Source organism: Vibrio sp. 10N.261.52.C2 (assembly GCF_041471425.1).
Taxonomy (GTDB): domain Bacteria; phylum Pseudomonadota; class Gammaproteobacteria; order Enterobacterales; family Vibrionaceae; genus Vibrio; species Vibrio crassostreae_C.
The window spans coordinates 69,718-89,307 of record NZ_JBFROH010000022.1 but is presented as its reverse complement, the minus strand read 5'-3'; the positions used below and the strand labels follow the sequence as shown (position 1 = coordinate 89,307).

Below are 19,590 nucleotides of genomic sequence, written 5' to 3'. Positions count from 1 at the left end.
TAAGCATTAATTTCAGACAGCATAGCCTTCTATTCTTAATCCGGTCACAAGCAAAAAATAAAAGCCGTTTTAATACTAAAGACCGAGAGAATCAGAAAAAAATTGGGATACCAAATCAGCATGAATAAAGAATTTAATTTTACGATTAAGAGCATTAGCCTCGACGAAAACTACCAGCCTGCAGACAGCACGCGTATCACTACCAACTTTGCTAACCTGGCTCGCGGTGACAGCCGTCAAGCGAACTTACGCAATGCACTACAGATGATCGATAACAGTTTCAACGCGTTAGCGCACTGGGATAACCCTAAGGGCGACCGCTACTCTGTTGAGCTTGAAATCATTTCTGTTGATATGGATATTGAAAGCAACGGCGAAGCATTCCCTTCAATTGAAGTGCTAAAAACCAATATTGTAGACCGTAAAACCAACGAGCGTATTGAAGGCATTATCGGAAATAACTTCTCTTCTTATGTTCGAGATTATGACTTTAGCGTACGTCTATTGGATCATAATAAAGGCCAAGATAAATTCAGCATTCCAGAAGATTTTGGTGATTTACACGGCAAGCTTTTTAAATATTTCGTTAACTCTGACGCTTACAAAAAGAACTTTAATAAGCCACCTGTTATTTGCTTAAGCGTGTCAGATAATAAAACCTATTACCGCACTGAAAACCAACACCCAGTATTAGGTTTTGAATACCAACCGAATGAGTCTTCTTTAACTGAGCAATATTTCAAGAAGATGGGCTTACAGGTTCGTTATTTCATGCCGCCAAACAGTGTTGCACCTTTGGCTTTCTATTTCTTTGGTGATCTACTGAACGACTACTCGAACCTAGAGCTTATCAGCACCATCAGCACAATGGGTACGTTCCAGAAAATCTACCGACCTGAGATTTACAACGCGAACGCGGTTGCGGGCAACTGTTACCAACCAAACTTGAAAAACTTGGATCACTCGCTGACTCAAATTGTGTACGACCGTGAAGAACGAAGCCAGCTAGCTGTTGAACAAGGTAAATTCGCAGAAGAGAAGTTCATTAAGCCATACCAATCAGTTCTAGAGAACTGGTCGGCAAATTACGCACTTTAATCGTCTATTGCGCTCTCAAACCACCCAAGGATAGGCAATATTATTATGAAAACACTATTACCGACTTCAACAGCGGGCAGCTTGCCGAAACCGTCTTGGCTTGCACAACCAGAGACGCTTTGGTCGCCATGGAAACTTCAAGGCGATGAACTCACAGACGGCAAACAAGATGCGCTGCGTGTCTCTCTGCACGAGCAACAGCAAGCAGGCATTGATATTGTGAGTGACGGCGAACAAACACGTCAACACTTTGTAACGACCTTCATTGAACACCTGAATGGCGTTGATTTTGAAAAGCGTGAAACCGTTAAAATCCGCGACCGTTACGATGCGAGTGTACCGACGGTTGTAGGCCCAGTTTCTCGTCAGAAATCTGTGTTTGTTGAAGATGCGAAGTTCTTACGTCAGCAAACCGACCAACCGATCAAATGGGCTCTGCCGGGGCCTATGACCATGATTGATACACTTTACGATGCGCATTACCAAAGCCGTGAAAAACTGGCGTGGGAATTTGCAAAGATCCTCAACGAAGAAGCGAAAGAGCTAGAAGCGGCAGGCGTGGATATTATTCAGTTCGATGAACCTGCGTTTAACGTGTTTTTTGATGAAGTGAACAATTGGGGCATCGCTTGTTTGGAAAGAGCCATTGAAGGGCTTAAGTGCGAAACAGCAGTCCATATTTGTTATGGCTACGGCATTAAAGCGAATACGGATTGGAAAAAGACATTAGGCACCGAGTGGCGCCAATACGAAGAAGTCTTCCCTAAGCTGCAGCAATCGAATATCGACATTATCTCTTTAGAGTGTCACAACTCTCATGTACCTCTTGAGCTGCTTGAGCTCGTACGAGGCAAGAAAGTAATGGTCGGTGCGATTGATGTTGCAACCGATTCGATTGAAACACCGGAAGAAGTGGCTAGCACTCTACGTGAAACACTTAAGTACGTTGATGCCGACAAGCTCTACCCTTGCACCAACTGCGGCATGGCTCCCCTACCTCGCGAGATAGCCTCAGCGAAGCTTAATGCGCTAAGTGCTGGCGCAGAGATCGTTCGTAAAGAGCTTTCAGCGTAACGCTTTCCTAAAGAACAAAAACTATGCCTTTAAGCCTAAGTATCATATTGATGCTTAGGCTTTTTGTTATGTGAGTTAATGAGCTTTACGCGCTGCTTACCAGGTTTTATCTAGGTCTTGAGCATATAAAGAGATCGCTCGTTGGTACTCTTTAATCGCATCGCTATTCGTCGTGGAAACTAAAAGCTCAAGTAACAGCGATGTCGCTTCTTTATGGCGACCTAGTTCGACACGCTAACATACGGCTCCATTCTTCTTTGCTCATTGCGCCTTTAGAAAGGTAAATATTGTGTTTCTGCATTGCACCTTTCGTGTATGAAAGCTTGATGAATGAGCCAATTTCAAACGGAAGAAAGCTACGCTGTAAAGTCACATCACAAGCAACGCCATTTAAACGTACATGACCGTTCGTGATTTCAAACGAGCTATCGCGAAGCTTCCACCACAACATTAGAATTTTTATTAATGGAGGAACACAAATTATCAGCCCTATGGTTAGCAGCGATGAACGATCACCGTCTGATATCCAATAGACAAGACCTAGTGCAATAACAATAAACAGCAACTCTGAAAATAAGTATTTAACAAAATTTAGTTGGATACGGTTATCCATGACACTCTCTCAATGATGACCCTAAAGGCAGCTCCATTTCAACGAGCCCTTTCACTTCAGACAACTGAGTAAAACCTTTTGATTGATAAAGCTTAATGGCGGGGTTCTCACTGAACACGCGCAACACTAACTGAGCCGATGCTTGATTGTTCGCATGTTCAATAGCCAAATCGAGACACTTAGAGCCAAAACCTTGACCTTGACGGTCAGCTAATATCTGCAAGTCCCTAAGAAACGTTGTACCACTAGCGTAACTGAAGCGAACAACACCAATACGGCGATCCCCCACATAAATTTCATAGTTATCCAGCTCATCCCAGCTGCGTAAAAACTGGCTATGACCCCAAGCGATTCCACGAGCTTGATAGTAACTCGCCATATTCGTTTTGGTGATCGATTCAGCGAACTTAGGCTCTGAACCTTTGACCAACCTTACTTCCATATTGTGTCCTTTGTTTTCAAATCACATCTGAATACGGCATAGCAAAATGCCGTATATGTTGAATCATTTTTAGGTACATACTGGTTTCACTTCCTTCCATTGTGTATCCCATTCTTCGCCTAACAAATTAGAAAGTTTTTCACAGTCGTATAGATAGCGAAGACTATCTTTACAGTACGCAGTAAGTATTTCAGTTAACTGACCAGACGCTTTTTCGTTGTCTTTGAGTTTTCCGTACATCATCAAACCAGTCCTAAAGGTGTCTTGATCGAGGTCAGACGCTTGCTTCGATAACATCCCAAAGGAAATAGCGTTAATAGACAGGGCTAATGCAATCGCATCGCCTTCATCTCCCTCTAATTCACAAGCACTATAACGAGCTAACAAGTTCGATGTTTTAATTAATGGGGCAAGGTCTTTTGTATTTGCATATTTATAGGTTTCAAAACCTTGCCGCACCGCAGCTTTATGACTGTCTTCAATGCTCACAACATAGTCTGTCAAAACATGTAAGCTCGCATATGCACCTAGCCCGAAAGCCACAATGAACACGGCGATTAATCTGATCACTTATCTCTCCTAAAAGAACCTTGTGCTGGTTAATTTTAAACGGCGTCTTGTAGTAACAACCCTACTTGCCATCGACCTTTTCTAGAAACCAACTTCCTTGGCACGGCTCATTGGTTAAGTGCCATCGGCCGTCAAATCTACTGCCACTGCCACGTGCGGAAAAACGATAATCCCATTGGCGATGTTTAGCATATAAACGTAAGTCGCCGTTTTCCGTCACCCAACCCTCTAACGGTGTTCCATTGTAGGTAAGCCTTAGAGTAGCCTTACCCTCACGAATAGTTCCGGTGATGGTTGTGCGTTCACACATATTATTGCCAGTGGTGTTAATACGGCGGCCTAGCCACTCACCGTCGAAATCGATAGAAGGAACAAATTGGGGACTATCAGGAAGTTTAGGAAACGACTCGGAATTACTGGACCCGAACCACTGAAGCTCACGACCAACAAGGAAGAAGACAACAAAGCCGATTGATATCGCTATCACAAATCCCTTTTTCATTAGCCTCTTCCTAATCCGCTGACCTTAAGAAAAGAACCCTAATATAATGAAAAGTAATAACTTACCATCAGTTTAATTAACTTTGATATATTCCACAAATTGCATTCAAATATTGAATATAGAGAAAGCGGCATCGTACAAAATACCGCGCATTGAGAATCAATTATGAGCAGTGCCGGAAGCTCTGCACAGAAAAACCCTAACCTTCCAAGGCATTGCGCCAATACTGAACGGTTTTATCCGACACCAACCCTGTCTCGGTCGCCGCTGATACTAAAAAGTCACATAACCGAGCCGCAACCTCTTCATTACCCAACAAGTACAAACTGCGAATGGCTCGCATTAACCTTAGCTGGTTATGGTCATGATTCTTTAACCATACGTGATTAGCCGGGCTAAGTAGTAACGATTAAGATATTTCACTCCCGTTTCGCTGCATACCCCAAAACTCAAGCATCAGGTCAAGCACTTGTAGATGAGCTGTGCGGAGCGCTTCTGAATTAGCAAAAAGCACCTTATCTTCTTGAGTAACCAACGGGGCATGTTGATTAAACTTAGTCCCCTCATCTATTGGGAAGAACACTTGAATGTACTTATGGTCATGCTCCAACCAAAAATGATTGTAAGCCAATAACTGTTCTATATTTCGACCAAATTTGTCCGGCGCTTCACCAGATATAAAGCGAGCAATCTCACTCATTTTAAAATCCTACTGACTATAAACCCCCACTTGTGGGCGAATGCATTATTACGCAGTAAGACGTCAAAAACCTAGTCCTTTACGTTGTAAGTACCGATTTGGCTTAGAACTCCACGTCCCACGCGTTAGGAATCACTTTTGAATAATTTCGACTTACTTTTCTAACAAACGACACGGGAACTCTGCGACACATTTTAGCTCTGCTGTATGTTCAGGGAATCGTTCCTGAAGAAAACACAATGCATCCGTTGGCGTTGGCGTTGGCGTTGGCGTTGGCGTTGGCGTAGCGTAGCGTATGAGTTTTAGACTAAAGCCAGCAACCAGTGTGTTAATAACTGAGTACCAAAACCTGAACGACTAAAAGAGGTAGGTAAAATAAGCAGCGAAAGATTACATCTTTCAAAGAAAAACCCTTCAGAAAGCGTCCTTCGGTGCATAGAATTTCAAGCGACTTACACTAGTGAATAATGTAAGTCGCTAACATAAGAGGCTAACGCAAGCGTCTCAACACAACCTGCTGGTCGAGCTCATTCTGATAGTCCGTGTAATCAAGCCCTTGATCAAATATGTACTCAGTGACAAGAGTACGAATGCACTCAACCAATGTGCTTGCTTGCCAAGGCTTTTCAAAGTAACGGTCGATGCCTGCTGCATTAATCGCATTGATGGTATCGGTATGAGTGGCCTGCCCCGTAAGAAGAATTTTCTTTGTATTCGGAAAGCGGCTGTCATGGAACACTTCAGTGAGTAACTCCACCCCCGTTTTCCCTGGCATCACATGATCAGACACGATGACGGTAATGTGTTCGCCTTCTGCGTCAAGTTCATCAATGAGATCAAGCACTTCTTGCGCTGATTCACAATCTTCAATATTCAGCCAACTCGCCAGCGGCTCTAAATCTTGTACCACTGCGCTCAGTACTTCTCTCTGGTCATCGACACAGATTAAATTAAGCTTCTCCATGTTCACCCTCTATTGGTAACTTGATTCTAAATACCGTTTTAGAAGCATCACTTTTCACAATAATACTTCCGCCATAACCTGCCACAATCCGCTTAACTACTGATAAACCCAAGCCCAATCCAAACGATAAACCACCTTTTTTAGTGGTGAAGTTGGGCTGAAATACCTTTCTACGAGTCGCCTCGTCTATCTCAGGGCCGTTATTCGCGATCGTAACTAATATCCTTTTCTTACTTAATCTGGTTTGAATCTCTATTGCGGCATCGTCTGAATTCGACATTGCATCACAAGCATTCTTTACAATGTTGACCCAAATCTGAACGAGCTCTGTTTTCGAGCCTTTAAAAGACGGTAAATCCGCAGGGCTCAATCGCACAGACACTCTACGTAACTCACTTTGTAGCAACGATAAGGCATGGTTAATGGAGTCGTTAATATCAACCGCTTCTTCGGTGTCGATATCAACTCTGCCAAGTTGTTTAACCGATTTTACGATGCCGACGGTGTGTCTAGATGCCAAACGTAAATCATGTAAATCACAGCCCATCTGCCAAAAACGAATCGCTTCTTCTGGGTTTTTCAGCCAATGTTTTGAAATAACGTCTGTTGCAGATAAAGCATCAATTGGAATCGCCTTTGCAAGAGAGCGAGCAATGTTTTTGTCTAAACCATATTTTCTTTCAAATTGTCGCCCACGTGTTCGTGCTTCTGACGACGACGTTTTCTGACCATGCATTAACCCAAAATCGAAAAATTGACTGGCTTCTGGATGCACTTCTTCAAGCAGATCCATGATGACCGTTTCAAGTCGACCAGATTTACTATTTACGACACCAATAGCGTTGTTAAGCTCATGAGCAATCCCTGCAGCCAATTGACCCAAGGTCGTCATTTGCTCAGCAGTATGTAACTTCTCTAGCGCTTTTTGTTTCGCTATCGCTTCTTGTGTTGTGCGGCGTTGACGACGCGACAACTCATTGACAATTACAGGTGTGAACTGTGCGGTAAGAGGACCAAATTTACGTTCATCTTCTGCAGGCGTGTCTTTATCGATCCACGCTAACTCAACATCGGTTTTAGCAACAACCGTTGAAGATGCTGTCCAATTACCTGAAAAGAAGCTATGAACGCCTATAAAAGCCCCACTACCCGCGCTAAATACTCGCACTTGCGGTGTATTCGCATCGGTATAAAACCCTTCCAGTTCTCCACTAAACACATAATATAAACGAGTGTTTAACGCTGATTGTTCAATAATGGTGTTACCGGCACAGCACGTCACCCGACGTTCTGTTTGGTTAAAATAGCGCTCGATCAGTGCTTCTAGCTTTTGTTGATACACGTATCGTTATCCTATGTGACCAATTGAATGTAGCACCCACACCATAACAAAACTCAGTAGCACACCAACCACACCCAAAATAATACCGATTCTGGCCATTTGATTACTTTGCACATGACCAGTGGCATGAGCCAACGCATTCGGTGGCGTACTGATTGGCAGCGACATACCTAATGAAGCGGCAAAAGTCACAACCAAAATTAACGTTAGCTCACCGCCTAGTGGCGTGAGTGAAGCCATAGACGAACCTAATGCCGCCATAATTGGCATTAACAAGTTAGCCGTTGCGGTATGAGACATAAAGTTTGCCATTACCAAACACAAGAACGCCGCTCCGAACAACACCACATAGGGTGAGTAGCTATCAAACGGAATACTGTGTACCACGAGCTTTGCTAAGCCAGTTTTATCGAGCGCTAAACCAAGCGCAATACCACCTGATACAAGCCACAATACGTCCCAAGAAATTTTCTTCAGGTCTTCTTTATTGATGATCCCTGTGAGTGAGAACACAGCGACAGGAATCAGAGCGACGGTGTAAGAGTTCATGCCATGGCTTGAACCCATTAACCAAAGAATGATGGTCAGCGCAAAAGTGACGTACACCGCAATGGCTTTAGGCGTTTTAAGGAATTTACCTTTGATGCTTAGCTCGATTTTCTTTTGGTCAGCTTTGTACATAAAGCCTATTAAAAACCACGCTAACGCCATCATAATCACAACAAACGGCACACCAAATGCCATCCATTCACCGAACGTAATGAGGTTATCGCCAACTAAATATTTAAGTGCGATAGCGTTCGGAGGGGTACCGATCGGAGTACCAATGCCACCGATGTTAGCGGCAACCGGGATACAAAGCGCAAACGCTACACGACCGGGGTCTTTCGGACCAAACACAGCCAGTACCGGCGTTAAAATAGAGAGCATCATTGCCGTTGTTGCCGTGTTAGACATAAACATCGAAAAGATACCAGTGATCAACATTAAGCCGAGCATCACAAACTTTGGGTCTTGTCCAAATGGCTTCAACAACACGCGAGCTAAGTTTACGTCTAATCGATATTTAGTGGCGGCCATTGCTAAGAAGAAACCACCCAAAAACAGCATGATGATTGGGCTAGCGAATGTCGCCATGATATCGCTGTATTTTAACAGCTCACCAAAATGTTCTTCCCCATGCTCAAACCTTAAAAAGATCAGCCCTTTATCCGACAACATCAATAATTGCAGAACGATAATAACAACAGACGTCGCGTAGATCGGGATGGGCTCGAACACCCAGCACAATGCCGCTAATAAAAAGATCGCGATAACGCGTTGTTGAATAATCGTAAGGCCTTCAAATGGAAACGCTGATAGCGGCATTACGAGGATAATGAAAGGAATTAAAATAGGGATAATGTATTTAATATAGGGGCGCATAGCACAAAAACTCTTCCTGAGATAACAACTACTTAGAAATTAGATTTAAAGTTCTAATTTAGATCCGACAACGAATTATCGACCTCTTATCACTATCTCACTATCGGCTAGATCAATGATTACGTAATCGCGATATCCCCTTTTTCGATTTTGTGCGCTACCTCTACGTTTGTATGTCATTTATTGTTGCAATTAAATTCAGGAGAGTGGTTTCTGCGTTTCTAGTCATAATCCGTTCCGGTTATTCTAGGTACTGTCAGAACAGATCAGTCGCTTAAGTCATGTCCATAAATTGAGGACCGCTTCTGAGTAACCTCTCAAATATATGAGTTAGACTTACTCGGATTGTGCGTGGTTTTGCATTTCCTTTTGCCGTAAGTTTATTTTCAAGCTCGCTTAGTAGAGCATGGAAGAAATAATAAAAAGATATCTATTCTCCCCCGAAAACAGTTCTACACAACACAACTTTCGACCGGCTAATAACATGACTATTGTTACATCTAAAAAACGTCCTACCGTTGGCATTGTGCTGCCTATGCTCAGTGGCTTCTACATGGGCGAGCTAAATGCAACCCTTAGAAGGCTTGCGAAAAACCATAAAGTCAATCTGATCTTCATCCGCTCGGGTGAGCGAAGAGATTTTAAACTTCCTATATATTTTAATCATCTCGATGCCCTTGTGGTCGTTCTCCATGCAGCGACAGTAAAGTTGATCGAAGAAGCTATAAACGCAAACATTCCAGTCATTTCTATTGGAGCAAGCTATGCGCCGCTGCCCGTTGAGCAGTATTATAGTGTGCAAAGTGATGGTGTCACTAAGCTCTATGAATGGTTACAAAGTCAAGGACACGAAGAAATCGGCTTTTGTGGCGATCTCACTGTTAATGATATCAGGTCTCGCTTCAAAGCGTATCAACGTACGGTGATTGATCATAAAGGCTCATTCAACCAACGCCATTTCTTCCGCGTGTCGAATTGTTCTCTATCTGGGGGACGAGAAGCCGCAATAGAATTTATACAGCGTAAATCCAAATGCACTGCGGTTATCTGCGCAACTGACCACAATGCTGTAGGTATGATGGAGCAACTGTCTCACAGCAATATCTCGGTACCTGACGATGTCGCCATCGTAGGCATTGATAATATTTTCGTCGGTCAACAATTCAATCCCAAGTTAACAACAGTAGACCAACAGCTTGAGCTTCTAGCGACGCAAGTATTTCACCGCGTGTTGGAACGTATTTCTGGGAAGCCTTTTAATAATGCCAATAATAGTGTCCCGCAAAAGCTCATCGTTCATCAGTCTTGCGGTAACACAAACCCAGATCTCGAACATAAAGAAGATATCAACTCAACTCGCCAAATCCTCTTAAATGTGCAAGGGCGTTCTCCCGCTGAGATATTCGAAAATTTCTATTCACAAGCACAAGGAGGTTTTGACTCAATTAGAGATGCTCAAAGCCTTTACGGAAACAATCTTGACTGGGCCTGTCTCGCTGAGTGTAATTCGGAGCAATACACTATTAGGAAATGGGTAGAAAAAGGCATGACTCAGCCAACTACCCTACCGCAACAAACAGATATTCAAGACGATATTCGCAATTTCCCATTTTTCGAACGCTATGATCATTTCGTTGCTTCCATTCTTCCTATCAACTCAGGGCAAGAAGATCACTGGAAGCTCGTCGCTGTTGTTGATTCATTGCAAGATCACCAAGATATCGGTACACAATCGGTATTCAACAATTATTTAGATATGCTCGCACTGTTCATCGAGCGCGACGAGCTTATCAATACAAGTAACAATCGTCAGAAGAACTCCCAACAGTTGTTGCAACAGCTCAAAGTAGTATCTAACAGCTCAAACGATGGTATCTGGGATTGGGACTTACTAACCAATACTCTTGTCTGGAACAGTCGGTTAACCAAAATGATTGGCTGTCAAGATACCTTTTCTGATCGTAAGTTAGGATGTGACCATCTGTTCCAATATATACACTCAGAAGACTTAGAACTTCTCGAATCCGCCATTCATAACCACTTAAACGAAGAAGTACCGTTCAAATGTGAATTCAGGATGAAGACGCAACATCGCGGATATATCTGGGTTCATGCCAATGGCTCAGCGGTTCATAATGCAGAAGGGCAGGCTGTGCGCTTCATTGGCTCAATGACGGATGTAACTCAAGAGCGAGAAGATGCGGAAAAGATTCAACACATGGCGTATTATGATGCGCTTACTGGCATCGCTAATCGCCGGAAAATAATGGAAAGCATCGCGCAACACATTGTGAATCGACCTAACCAAAAACGCGCGGTCATGTTGATGGATCTTAACCGTTTTAAGATTATCAACGACTCTTTTGGTCATCACGTCGGTGATGCACTTCTTTGCCACGTGACCAAACATATTCAGAACGTGCTATCAAGTGAACACCTTGTCGCACGTTTGGGAGGTGACGAATTCTTGTTTTTGTGTAATGTCAGTTCCGAAGCAGACATCAACGCACTCGCCACGCAGATTTTAAATGCCGTTCAAAACCCATTGATCGTTGATGATATTGAGATTATCAGCCAAGGAAGCCTAGGCATCGCTATGTATCCTTATGATGGAGTAAGTGCCGAAGAATTAATTAAGCAGGCCGACATTGCCATGTATCAAGCTAAAAAGCTGGGAGGACAAAGCTATCTCAACTTTCAAAGGTCAATGGCAAAAGAGACGGAAAACATAATCGAAATAGAGCACCAACTCAGTCGTGCCATCGCTCAACAAGAAATAAAGGTGCACTACCAACCTCAATATTGTGGGCAAGATGAAAAGATTACTGCTGTTGAAGCACTAGCAAGATGGGAATCTCCAACATTGGGGGATGTCCCTCCTGACCAGTTTATCGAGGTTGCTGAATCAGCTGGCCTAATCAGCAAGCTTGGTGAATGTATCATTCATCGAGTTTGTAAGGATGTTGAAGGATCTGAATGGCTACAAACCATGAGCCATATTTCCATTAATATCAGTGCAAAACAGCTGATACAGCCTCACTTCGCTCAAGAAATCATTCGAACTATTCGCCAATACCAGCTTCCTTTGACGTTATTCTGTATTGAGATAACCGAGTCAGCAGCAATTGTCGATTACGAGTTATGCATAAACTCACTTAAAGAACTACACGATGTAGGAATTTCTATCTCTCTTGACGATTTTGGCACGGGATTCTCTTCTCTATCTCTACTAAAGCAACTTCCACTAAGTGAAGTAAAGATCGACCGTTCATTTATCTCTGACATAACTCAAGGGCAGACCAACTTAGACTTCGTCAACACTATGATCATGATGGGTAAAAGCTTGGGCTATCGTGTTGTAGCTGAAGGGGTGGAAACTGCTGATCATAACCAACGCCTAAACGGACTGGGGATAGATCTGCTGCAAGGTTATTACTTCAGTAAACCTCGACCATTAAGTGAACTGGAATCAGAAGTGGCTATCAAATTGACTAGAGCTTAACCGTGGCACAACGGCATTATTTAAAAGTAATGCCATTCTTATTCACGCTTTGCGTTAACTTTACTGCCTATTGGCAGGTTAACGGAATAAAAATGAGCATAAACAGTAGATGACATAAAGGTCGTTTAGAACCACAGATAGACCTCGTTGAGATGCCTTATCTGGACTACGACAAACAGACGTACTACCCCAATCAGACAGTTATCTTCTGGCCTCGCTACCGCTGGGGCGCAGGCGGGAATGCTGTCGCATCGTTTGCACCAGTCACTATTTCGCCAACAGAGTAAGTCGTTTCTTATTGAGTTAGGGCTTAATCGCTAGGCCCTAACTCTTCATTATCGAAGGTAAGTAAAACACAAGAGACCTACTCAGAACCTAATTACAGGGAGTAATCAAACACAATGATGTCTTCTAAAAGCGGACGAAACACATCTTTCAGCGCATCATGCTCTGGGTGCGGAAGATAATTCTGACGGCCTTGTTCATCGGCGAATGTCATTAACACTGAGTGGGTATAACCTTGATTCTTGTTTTCAGGGCTGTCATTTAGCCCCCACTCGACTGAAGTGACCCCTTCAACCTTGTTTGGCATCGCTTCAAACAACATCTTTAGTTTTTGAACCTCTGAAGCCTCAGCGTTTTCTTTAAACTTAATCAGTAGAATATGACGAATCATTCCCGTTTCTTTTTGAGTCATTCCTAGTCCTTTCGAGCGTTCGCTTACTGGTTTGTAATGCTTAACCAACACCGAGTCGCGTTCTTAAATTAGAGAACAACAAAATGCCACACGTTACACAACATGCCAAGGCTAGATCGCTAGAGTTTATAAAATACTCCACAACCCAATAACGAAAAATGCTGCACCCGAGGGCGCAGCATTTCTCATGACAATGGTAAGCACATCTTTAACGTTAATCACGACGACCTGTAAGCTGGATCGTTTGGTCTTGATCAACGTTCTTTTGGAATTTTATTCCGCCATTAGCGGCGTCATTTCTTCCTTCAAGCACTGGATCAGATTCAACACGCTCAGCCTTTACTTGATTGCCTTCGCTTCTCATCATATCGAGAGTACTCGCATAAGTACCGTCAGCCGCGAAAGCCGTGTTCATAGACAAAGCCATCAATCCAAGTGCGATTAACTTGTTCATACATCACCTCGTTGTATTTCTAATTCTTTGTTCGTTTGGTATCTGTGTTTTTGTTGGAGTAACTTTAACAATCGAACATGAACCATAGATGTGAGCTATGTGATGAGCTGCCGCCGCTCGCAAAAAGACGCACCTTTGAATCAGTGGTTATTCCAAATGTTGAAATCTACCCTGAAAAACAAACAAGCGTAGTTCAGCTTTTAACGGGTTAACTACTTAAAGGCTTAACTGCCTAACTCCCCTACCATCCAAAAAAAGAAAAGGCTCCCGAGGGAGCCTTTGATTAGGGTTCTAGTGACTATTCGCTTATGTTTTTATTTTAAAATGCTTCTTCGAGCGTTTGTTCGTTCTTTTTTTCTGTTTGTTTCTCGCTGGTCTCTACCTCTTTCAAGCGCGCAGTGAAGTGTCTTAACACCGGCGGCTCGTAGGTAAAATCGAGCCCTTTCACTTGTCCTGCATTCTCTTTCACTTTTTCGAATGCTTCGATAATGAAGTCCATGTGTGTTTGTGTGTAGGTCGCGCGAGGAATGGTAAGGCGCAACAACTCAGCAGGACATGGGTGTTGTTCACCTGTTGCTGGGTCGCGTCCTTGCAGCAAAGACCCAATCTCAACCGCTCTGATACCCGCGACTTTATAGAGTTCGCACGCCAAAGCATGTGCTGGGAACTGACCTGCTGGAATATGAGGAAGCAGTTTACCCGCATCCACAAACGCAGCATGACCGCCTGCTTGCTGGCACACGATGCCCATCGCTTCTAAGCCATCAACAAGGTATTGAACCTGACCAATACGGTACTCCAACCAGTCTTGGCGCATACCGTCATACAGACCAACCGCCAAACGCTCCATCGCGCCACCTTCTAAACCACCATAGGTTGGGAAGCCTTCTTGCACGACACACAAGGTTCGACACTCTGTGTACACATCCATGAAAGCGTCGTCTTTAAAGCACAACAAGCCGCCCATTTGTACCATGGCATCTTTCTTGGCAGACATAGCTAAACCATCCGCGTATTTGTAAGACTCACGCGTGATCTGTTCGATTGTCCAATCCTGATAACCCGCTTCACGTTGTTGAATGAAGTAAGCATTTTCAGCGTAGCGTGCCGAGTCCATGATCACAGGAATATCGTACTTCTGAGCGATTTCATAAACGGCTTTTAGATTGGCGATGGACACTGGCTGTCCACCAGCAGAGTTACAAGTAATGGTACTCACAATGTAAGGAACATTGGCCGCGCCCGCTTCTAAGATCGCTTCTTCCAGCTTCACCACATCGAAGTTGCCTTTGAAGTCCGCATTCACTGATGTATCGAACGCTTCTTTGGTATAAACGTTCTTCGCCACACAGCAATTCACTTGGGTGTGACCTTGTGTTGTATCGAAGAAGTAGTTCGACAAGGCGACCATTTTGCTGCGATCGAGTCCCTTTTCCATTTCACGCTTCTTGATAAGAACAGGAATGTAGATCTGCTCTGCGCCGCGCCCTTGGTGTGTTGGAATCGTCAACTCATAGCCAAAGATATCTTTCACCGCATTCGACAATGCGTAGTAACTGCGGCTACCACTGTAAGCTTCATCACCCATTAACATCGCGGCTTGCATACGCTGAGTAATAGAACCTGTACCACTGTCTGTCAGTAAGTCGATAAACACATCATCACTATCCAGTAAGAATGGGTTCATGCCCGCTTCAACAATGGCTTGCTCACGATATGCAGAGGTTGTTCTTTTTACTGGTTCTACAACACGAATACGAAACGGTTCTGGTAGATGTTTGAAATTTTCCATAATAGTACCTTTCAATACATTCCGATCAGGTCGAAATGTATTTTCTTTAGATGTCACGAGTCCTCACTATTAAATTAATAGTTCCGTATAAAGATACACAGAAAATTAACAGTGAAAATAAACAAATTAAATAATGACTTATTAATCAAACCTAAACAGAGGCTAAGATAATTAGCGAGAACGACAAAAAACGAATACCCTACACGGAATAATAAGTGCGACATTCATACGTTCAAAGGTTATCAAAGCTGCTGATAGGTAAACAAAGCTCGCTGCTTTGCTGGCGCGTGACGCCTAGAGGGTACTACTCTGAAGAAAGGTGGAACGAGAGTTGGTGATCTAAGGTATACCAAGCTAACAAGGTTAGCCAAGTTGTTGATTGCCATTTCAGATACATGTTCACAATATATCCCTACGTTGAAATCAAGATGATCCGAAGTTTAAATATAGTGCAATTGTTTTATAAATACAGCTTAGAAAAGTATAAATGTGATCAACATTTAGAATGATAATTAAATACGATAGCATCGTTATATAAACTGTGAATCACAGCCGTTTATATACTATTAAACTAGTTCAGCGAGTTACTTAATAATATCGAATCTCTTTTAAACTCAATACATCTCTAATAAGGGGCGAAGATGGCTGTTTTCTAAAAAGCTGTCTTCTAGAGAGCTACTGAGCTTAAAAATCCAAGATCCAAAACTCGCCGATCTAGAAAAGATAAATTCTGATGAGGCTCAAACCTCACCAGAACCGTATTCGCAGTGAATGACTTACTTCTTCTTCACGGCTTGCTTGATGGCCATTTCAGCCAGTTTTGGTGTCGCCGCTTTCAATACGCTGGGTGCCACCTTCTTACCCACTTTGACTGCTTTATTCAGTTGGCCTTTAACCGACGAGCCTCTTTTCATGGCTTCTAAACGTTGGCGGTTTCTCTGAACGTTATTTGCGTCAGCGATACGCTCTATCAACGTCTGCCTTAAAGTATCTAAACCAAACTGTACCTTTTCTGGCGCAATCGCCAGCGGTAACACGATATCGGTTTGCAGCAATATATGATTGTATTCGAGCGCTTGAGCAATGATCTTCGCTTTGGTCGATGTTGGATTCTCTAAGTCATACGGTGGCTGCCAATCGTCTACAGGCTTTAATCTGTCTACCTGATTCACAACCGACACCACAATCGGCTTCTTACGTGAGATGTTCTTCGGATCGTCATAGAAAGCATCAAATCTATCTTTCAATTGCTTATCCAAATCACGCGCAGACTGATTGGCTTTCAATACCCATAGCACCACATCGGCTTGGGTCATCTCTTTCAGCATTAAGGCTTCGGTTTTAGAGTTGCCATCAAGCCCTTGAAGATCAACAACTCGAACATCATTGTCGTCGACAAACACGTTATACACCGTTGAAGTGTCGGTTGATGGCAGCACATCCACTTCTGCAACCAACTCTTGCTTGAGTGCATTGATAAGTGAAGATTTACCCGAACTGGTTTGTCCCACCAGCACGATTCGCACAGGCTCTAGCTCTGGAGCAAAGCGTTGTTCGTCGAGTTCAGAAACATCAGACACTTTAAGTGCCTCATCTTCAATGCTGAAACGTCCGCTGTAGAGGTCAATCGCCACCGCCGCAACTTCATCTAACAAGGCTTGTTTGGCGGCGTATTGCATGTCATCAACCACACCCCTTGTCATCGTTGCTGTCGCTTGTTCTCGTCCTAAATCAGAAATCACCTTGAGTGGATTCAAATACAAGTTTTTAAGGTGGTTACCCCAAATAGCCGCTTTGAAGATCTTCTGTCCTAGCTCACCGTATTTATCGTAGGCTTCGTAGCCCGCTTTGATGTAAGAAACCTTGAGATACTCAATGCCGGGGATATGCTCTCGCACTACCAATTTGTAGCGTCGGCTGACCTCTTCGAACAGCTTTAGCCCTTCAGGAATCGAAAAATCGAGTGATTTCTTATCAAACTTTTTCGCAACAAATTCAAGTACCTCTAAACCGGTTTGGTCTAGGTTACCCCACTCTATGTCGACCATTAATTGTTGGCGTACATGGTGTTTTGAATCATTCCAGATCGACAGTTCTTTTTGAGACCAATCAGCCGAAGCCTTAACCAATGCATCGTTGATATCAGCTTTTTTATGCTGTGATTCAGCTTCAGCAGTATCCTCGCCAAGGCCGCCACTCTCTTTATTCGAGAAAGACTCTTTATTTGAAGAGCGGCTTGAAGAACGGCTAGAAATGAATAAAGGAATGGTGAACACCAAGGTACTCACGGCAATGGCAATCGACATTTCGAGTAGATAACCGTATTTGATCGCCAAGAAGACACCAAAACCCATCATGATAATGCTTGGGAAGATCGCCGAAATCAGGGCAATGCCCCAGCGTCCGCTCGATAGCACCGCCAGTAATCGAAATAGGTTTCTAATTTTCTTCATAACCCGACGCCGCCTTTCCTTTATTCAGAGATTCTTTGTAGATCTTCTGCATCTCTTGTTCAGACACTTCTTCACCTTTGTTCTTATGATAGAAGTAAAAACAAGCCGCGCGACCTAAACCATAAGAGGTGCCGAAACTCATTGCCGCTGCAGCCACCGCACCTACCGTTTGACCATAAACTGGAATCAGCTTTATCAACTGTCGAGTGCCCAGCTTCATTCCGTATTGCAAAGCAAAGCTGCTTCCCAGAGTGCCTATCAACTCACTAAAGACTCTCTTATTCCATTCGACCCCATATTGATTGGCCAAGCTGTGAAGCATTTTGGCTTGAATCGCAGGTACCGACACCAAACCAACACCCGGAATCAGGTCACTCGCTGCGGCACTTCCTGCATACCAAAGCACTTCGTTTTCTACTTGATCAAAGTTGGCTTCTTCTTGCGTGGAATGTTCTTTGTCTTGCACCATCATTCCTATCACCGGAAGAATACTGCTCAGCTTTTCTAACAAGATGTCATAGTTGTAAACCGCTTCGCTGTTAGACATAGCGTTGTCATCCGTTTCGAAATCGACCGCTACCGATTCAAACTCTTTACCCCAAGCCTTCTCTACTTGGTTGCTGTTGAACTGAATTTGCCTTGCTCGATCTGGTTCACTGGAAGACAACACCGCCGTATGAAGCAGCAACAAGTGTTTAATCTTCTTCTGTTTCTTAATCTGTTTTAGAGCCGTAAGCACAGCGGATTGTTCAGGTTCGTCGGCTTTCATTACAACGACTAACGCATTACCTGCCTGACCAATCTCTTCCAAATCCTCTTTCGCATCGTAATTCGCTTCGCTGAGTCCTCTGGTATCAAGAAACCTCATCACGGGTTTGTCTTGCGGAAACTCATACGACATCGCCGTCATGGTACAAGGCGCAAAACCATTGCCCACTTCTACAGAAGAGTCGCCCGTGACCGCTTGAATAAACGATGACTTGCCCGCCCCCGTTTTGCCCAACAGCCACAATGTAGGAAGATGCTTGCGCTGATATTCATGAGCCTGAGTCAAGTCTGGGTTCTTGCTCGGATTAATGAAGTCTTTTATTTGATCAAACATGTTTAGAGTAACGCTCACTTGATGTTGAGATTCGAGTTGATGACAAAGCAATACTGACTTATATAATCACAAATCATATTAAACTTATGTTTGTTCAGTCGCACAGGTTTACAATGCCTAAACGCTTGTTTTTATTTGCGCGCTCATTTTTATAGACGCTTTTTTATACGTACGGGTATCATCGTATTGATTCGGGTACCTAACGAACATCAACAAACACAGAGAGCTCAAAGAGAAGTATGGAACAAATTTATTTAGCTGGCGGCTGCTTGTGGGGTGTACAAGAATTTATTAAGTACGTTCCTGGTGTTATCAGCACAGAAGCAGGCCGTGCTAATGGAAGCGCCCAGCCAACAGAGAACAAAACGACACAAAGCGATTACAATGGCTACGCGGAGTGCGTACAAATTGAATTTGATCCAAACATCACGTCAGTCACGATTTTGATGGAACACTTGTTTGAGATTATCGACCCTTACAGCTTGAATAAACAAGGTGTCGATGTCGGAGAGAAATACCGCACAGGTGTATACAGCACTAATGCAGAACACTTAACCGAAGCTAAGCACTATATTTCTTCAAGAGATGATGCCGACCGTATCGCTGTTGAGGTGTTGCCGTTGACCAATTATGTTGCCAGCGACGACATCCACCAGCATCACTTAAGTCACTTCCCTGAAGATCACCACTTATGTCATATCCCTTGGGATCTACTGCATAAGTATAAATCACAGTAGTCTCGACGTAAGATTGAGATGATCACGACCTAAGATCGATAAAGCCTCAACAGACATTATCTGTTGAGGCTTTTTAAGTGTTATGGTCAGGACAGCTATCGTGAATTGATTTGGTAGCTCAAG

General features: G+C 43.5%; 16 protein-coding genes and 3 pseudogenes. 6 read left to right on the top strand and 13 right to left on the bottom strand.

From position 1 onward, the window contains the following. The first annotated feature begins 120 nt into the window (after positions 1–120). On the top strand, positions 121–1,098 hold the full coding sequence (locus AB4307_RS09495) for a DUF1852 domain-containing protein (protein ID WP_029405689.1): 978 nt from the start codon (positions 121–123) through the stop codon (positions 1,096–1,098). 45 nt (positions 1,099–1,143) lie between these two features. Beyond that, complete coding sequence (locus AB4307_RS09490) at positions 1,144–2,172, top strand: methionine synthase (RefSeq protein ID WP_017062410.1); 1,029 nt, start codon at positions 1,144–1,146, stop codon at positions 2,170–2,172. A gap of 211 nt (positions 2,173–2,383) precedes the next feature. On the opposite strand, the gene AB4307_RS09485 is transcribed toward AB4307_RS09490, so the two are convergent. The 8 genes and pseudogenes from AB4307_RS09485 to AB4307_RS09450 form a co-directional block, all read right to left on the bottom strand. Beyond that, positions 2,384–2,785, bottom strand: coding sequence for a hypothetical protein (locus tag AB4307_RS09485; protein WP_017062409.1), 402 nt, complete (start codon positions 2,783–2,785; stop codon positions 2,384–2,386). Beyond that, on the bottom strand, positions 2,778–3,227 hold the full coding sequence (locus AB4307_RS09480) for a GNAT family N-acetyltransferase (RefSeq protein ID WP_372131703.1): 450 nt from the start codon (positions 3,225–3,227) through the stop codon (positions 2,778–2,780). The genes AB4307_RS09485 and AB4307_RS09480 overlap by 8 nt, the downstream gene beginning before the upstream one ends. A gap of 69 nt (positions 3,228–3,296) precedes the next feature. Then, positions 3,297–3,797: a hypothetical protein gene (locus tag AB4307_RS09475; protein ID WP_017064207.1), complete on the bottom strand. Its 501-nt coding sequence runs from the start codon at positions 3,795–3,797 to the stop codon at positions 3,297–3,299. Positions 3,798–3,858: 61 nt separating this feature from the next. Beyond that, a complete protein-coding gene (locus AB4307_RS09470) occupies positions 3,859–4,299 on the bottom strand; it encodes a hypothetical protein (protein ID WP_372131701.1) in 441 nt (146 codons plus the stop codon). Between the two features lie 199 nt (positions 4,300–4,498). Further along, positions 4,499–4,999: pseudogene (locus AB4307_RS09465) on the bottom strand (opioid growth factor receptor-related protein). Positions 5,000–5,489: 490 nt separating this feature from the next. After that, positions 5,490–5,963: a response regulator gene (locus AB4307_RS09460; protein ID WP_017062404.1), complete on the bottom strand. Its 474-nt coding sequence runs from the start codon at positions 5,961–5,963 to the stop codon at positions 5,490–5,492. Next, positions 5,950–7,305 (bottom strand): ATP-binding protein, encoded by a 1,356-nt coding sequence (locus tag AB4307_RS09455; protein ID WP_372131699.1) that lies wholly within the window; start codon positions 7,303–7,305, stop codon positions 5,950–5,952. The genes AB4307_RS09460 and AB4307_RS09455 overlap by 14 nt, the downstream gene beginning before the upstream one ends. Positions 7,306–7,311: 6 nt before the next feature. Continuing rightward, entirely contained in the window at positions 7,312–8,730 is a 1,419-nt protein-coding gene (locus AB4307_RS09450) for an SLC13 family permease (RefSeq protein ID WP_102332139.1), read from the bottom strand. Positions 8,731–9,214: 484 nt separating this feature from the next. On the opposite strand from AB4307_RS09450, the gene AB4307_RS09445 reads away from it, so the two are divergent. Beyond that, positions 9,215–12,232, top strand: coding sequence for an EAL domain-containing protein (locus tag AB4307_RS09445; RefSeq protein WP_017069971.1), 3,018 nt, complete (start codon positions 9,215–9,217; stop codon positions 12,230–12,232). A gap of 122 nt (positions 12,233–12,354) precedes the next feature. Then, positions 12,355–12,465 (top strand): annotated as a pseudogene (locus AB4307_RS09440) (DUF3103 family protein); the annotation flags it as partial. Positions 12,466–12,611: 146 nt separating this feature from the next. Here AB4307_RS09440 and AB4307_RS09435 read toward each other — a convergent pair. Beyond that, positions 12,612–12,929 (bottom strand): Dabb family protein, encoded by a 318-nt coding sequence (locus AB4307_RS09435; protein WP_372131697.1) that lies wholly within the window; start codon positions 12,927–12,929, stop codon positions 12,612–12,614. Between the two features lie 214 nt (positions 12,930–13,143). Then, entirely contained in the window at positions 13,144–13,383 is a 240-nt protein-coding gene (locus AB4307_RS09430) for a VPA0252 family protein (protein WP_017069969.1), read from the bottom strand. Positions 13,384–13,464: 81 nt separating this feature from the next. Here AB4307_RS09430 and AB4307_RS09425 point away from each other — a divergent pair. After that, positions 13,465–13,575: pseudogene (locus AB4307_RS09425) on the top strand (LysR family transcriptional regulator); the annotation flags it as partial. Positions 13,576–13,702: 127 nt separating this feature from the next. On the opposite strand, the gene tnaA reads toward AB4307_RS09425, so the two are convergent. The 3 genes from tnaA to AB4307_RS09410 form a co-directional block, all read right to left on the bottom strand. After that, positions 13,703–15,175, bottom strand: a complete 1,473-nt coding sequence (tnaA, locus tag AB4307_RS09420; protein ID WP_371721980.1) for a tryptophanase — start codon at positions 15,173–15,175, stop codon at positions 13,703–13,705. Between the two features lie 776 nt (positions 15,176–15,951). Next, positions 15,952–17,628 carry a GTPase family protein gene (locus AB4307_RS09415; RefSeq protein WP_372131695.1) on the bottom strand — a complete coding sequence of 559 codons (1,677 nt, stop codon included), beginning with the start codon at positions 17,626–17,628 and terminating at the stop codon, positions 15,952–15,954. Continuing rightward, positions 17,615–18,730, bottom strand: a complete 1,116-nt coding sequence (locus AB4307_RS09410) for a YcjF family protein (RefSeq protein WP_372131693.1) — start codon at positions 18,728–18,730, stop codon at positions 17,615–17,617. Before AB4307_RS09410 ends, AB4307_RS09415 begins: the two co-directional genes overlap by 14 nt. Before the next feature lie 239 nt (positions 18,731–18,969). On the opposite strand from AB4307_RS09410, the gene AB4307_RS09405 reads away from it, so the two are divergent. Next, on the top strand, positions 18,970–19,467 hold the full coding sequence (locus AB4307_RS09405; protein WP_372131691.1) for a peptide-methionine (S)-S-oxide reductase: 498 nt from the start codon (positions 18,970–18,972) through the stop codon (positions 19,465–19,467). Positions 19,468–19,590: the final 123 nt, after the last annotated feature.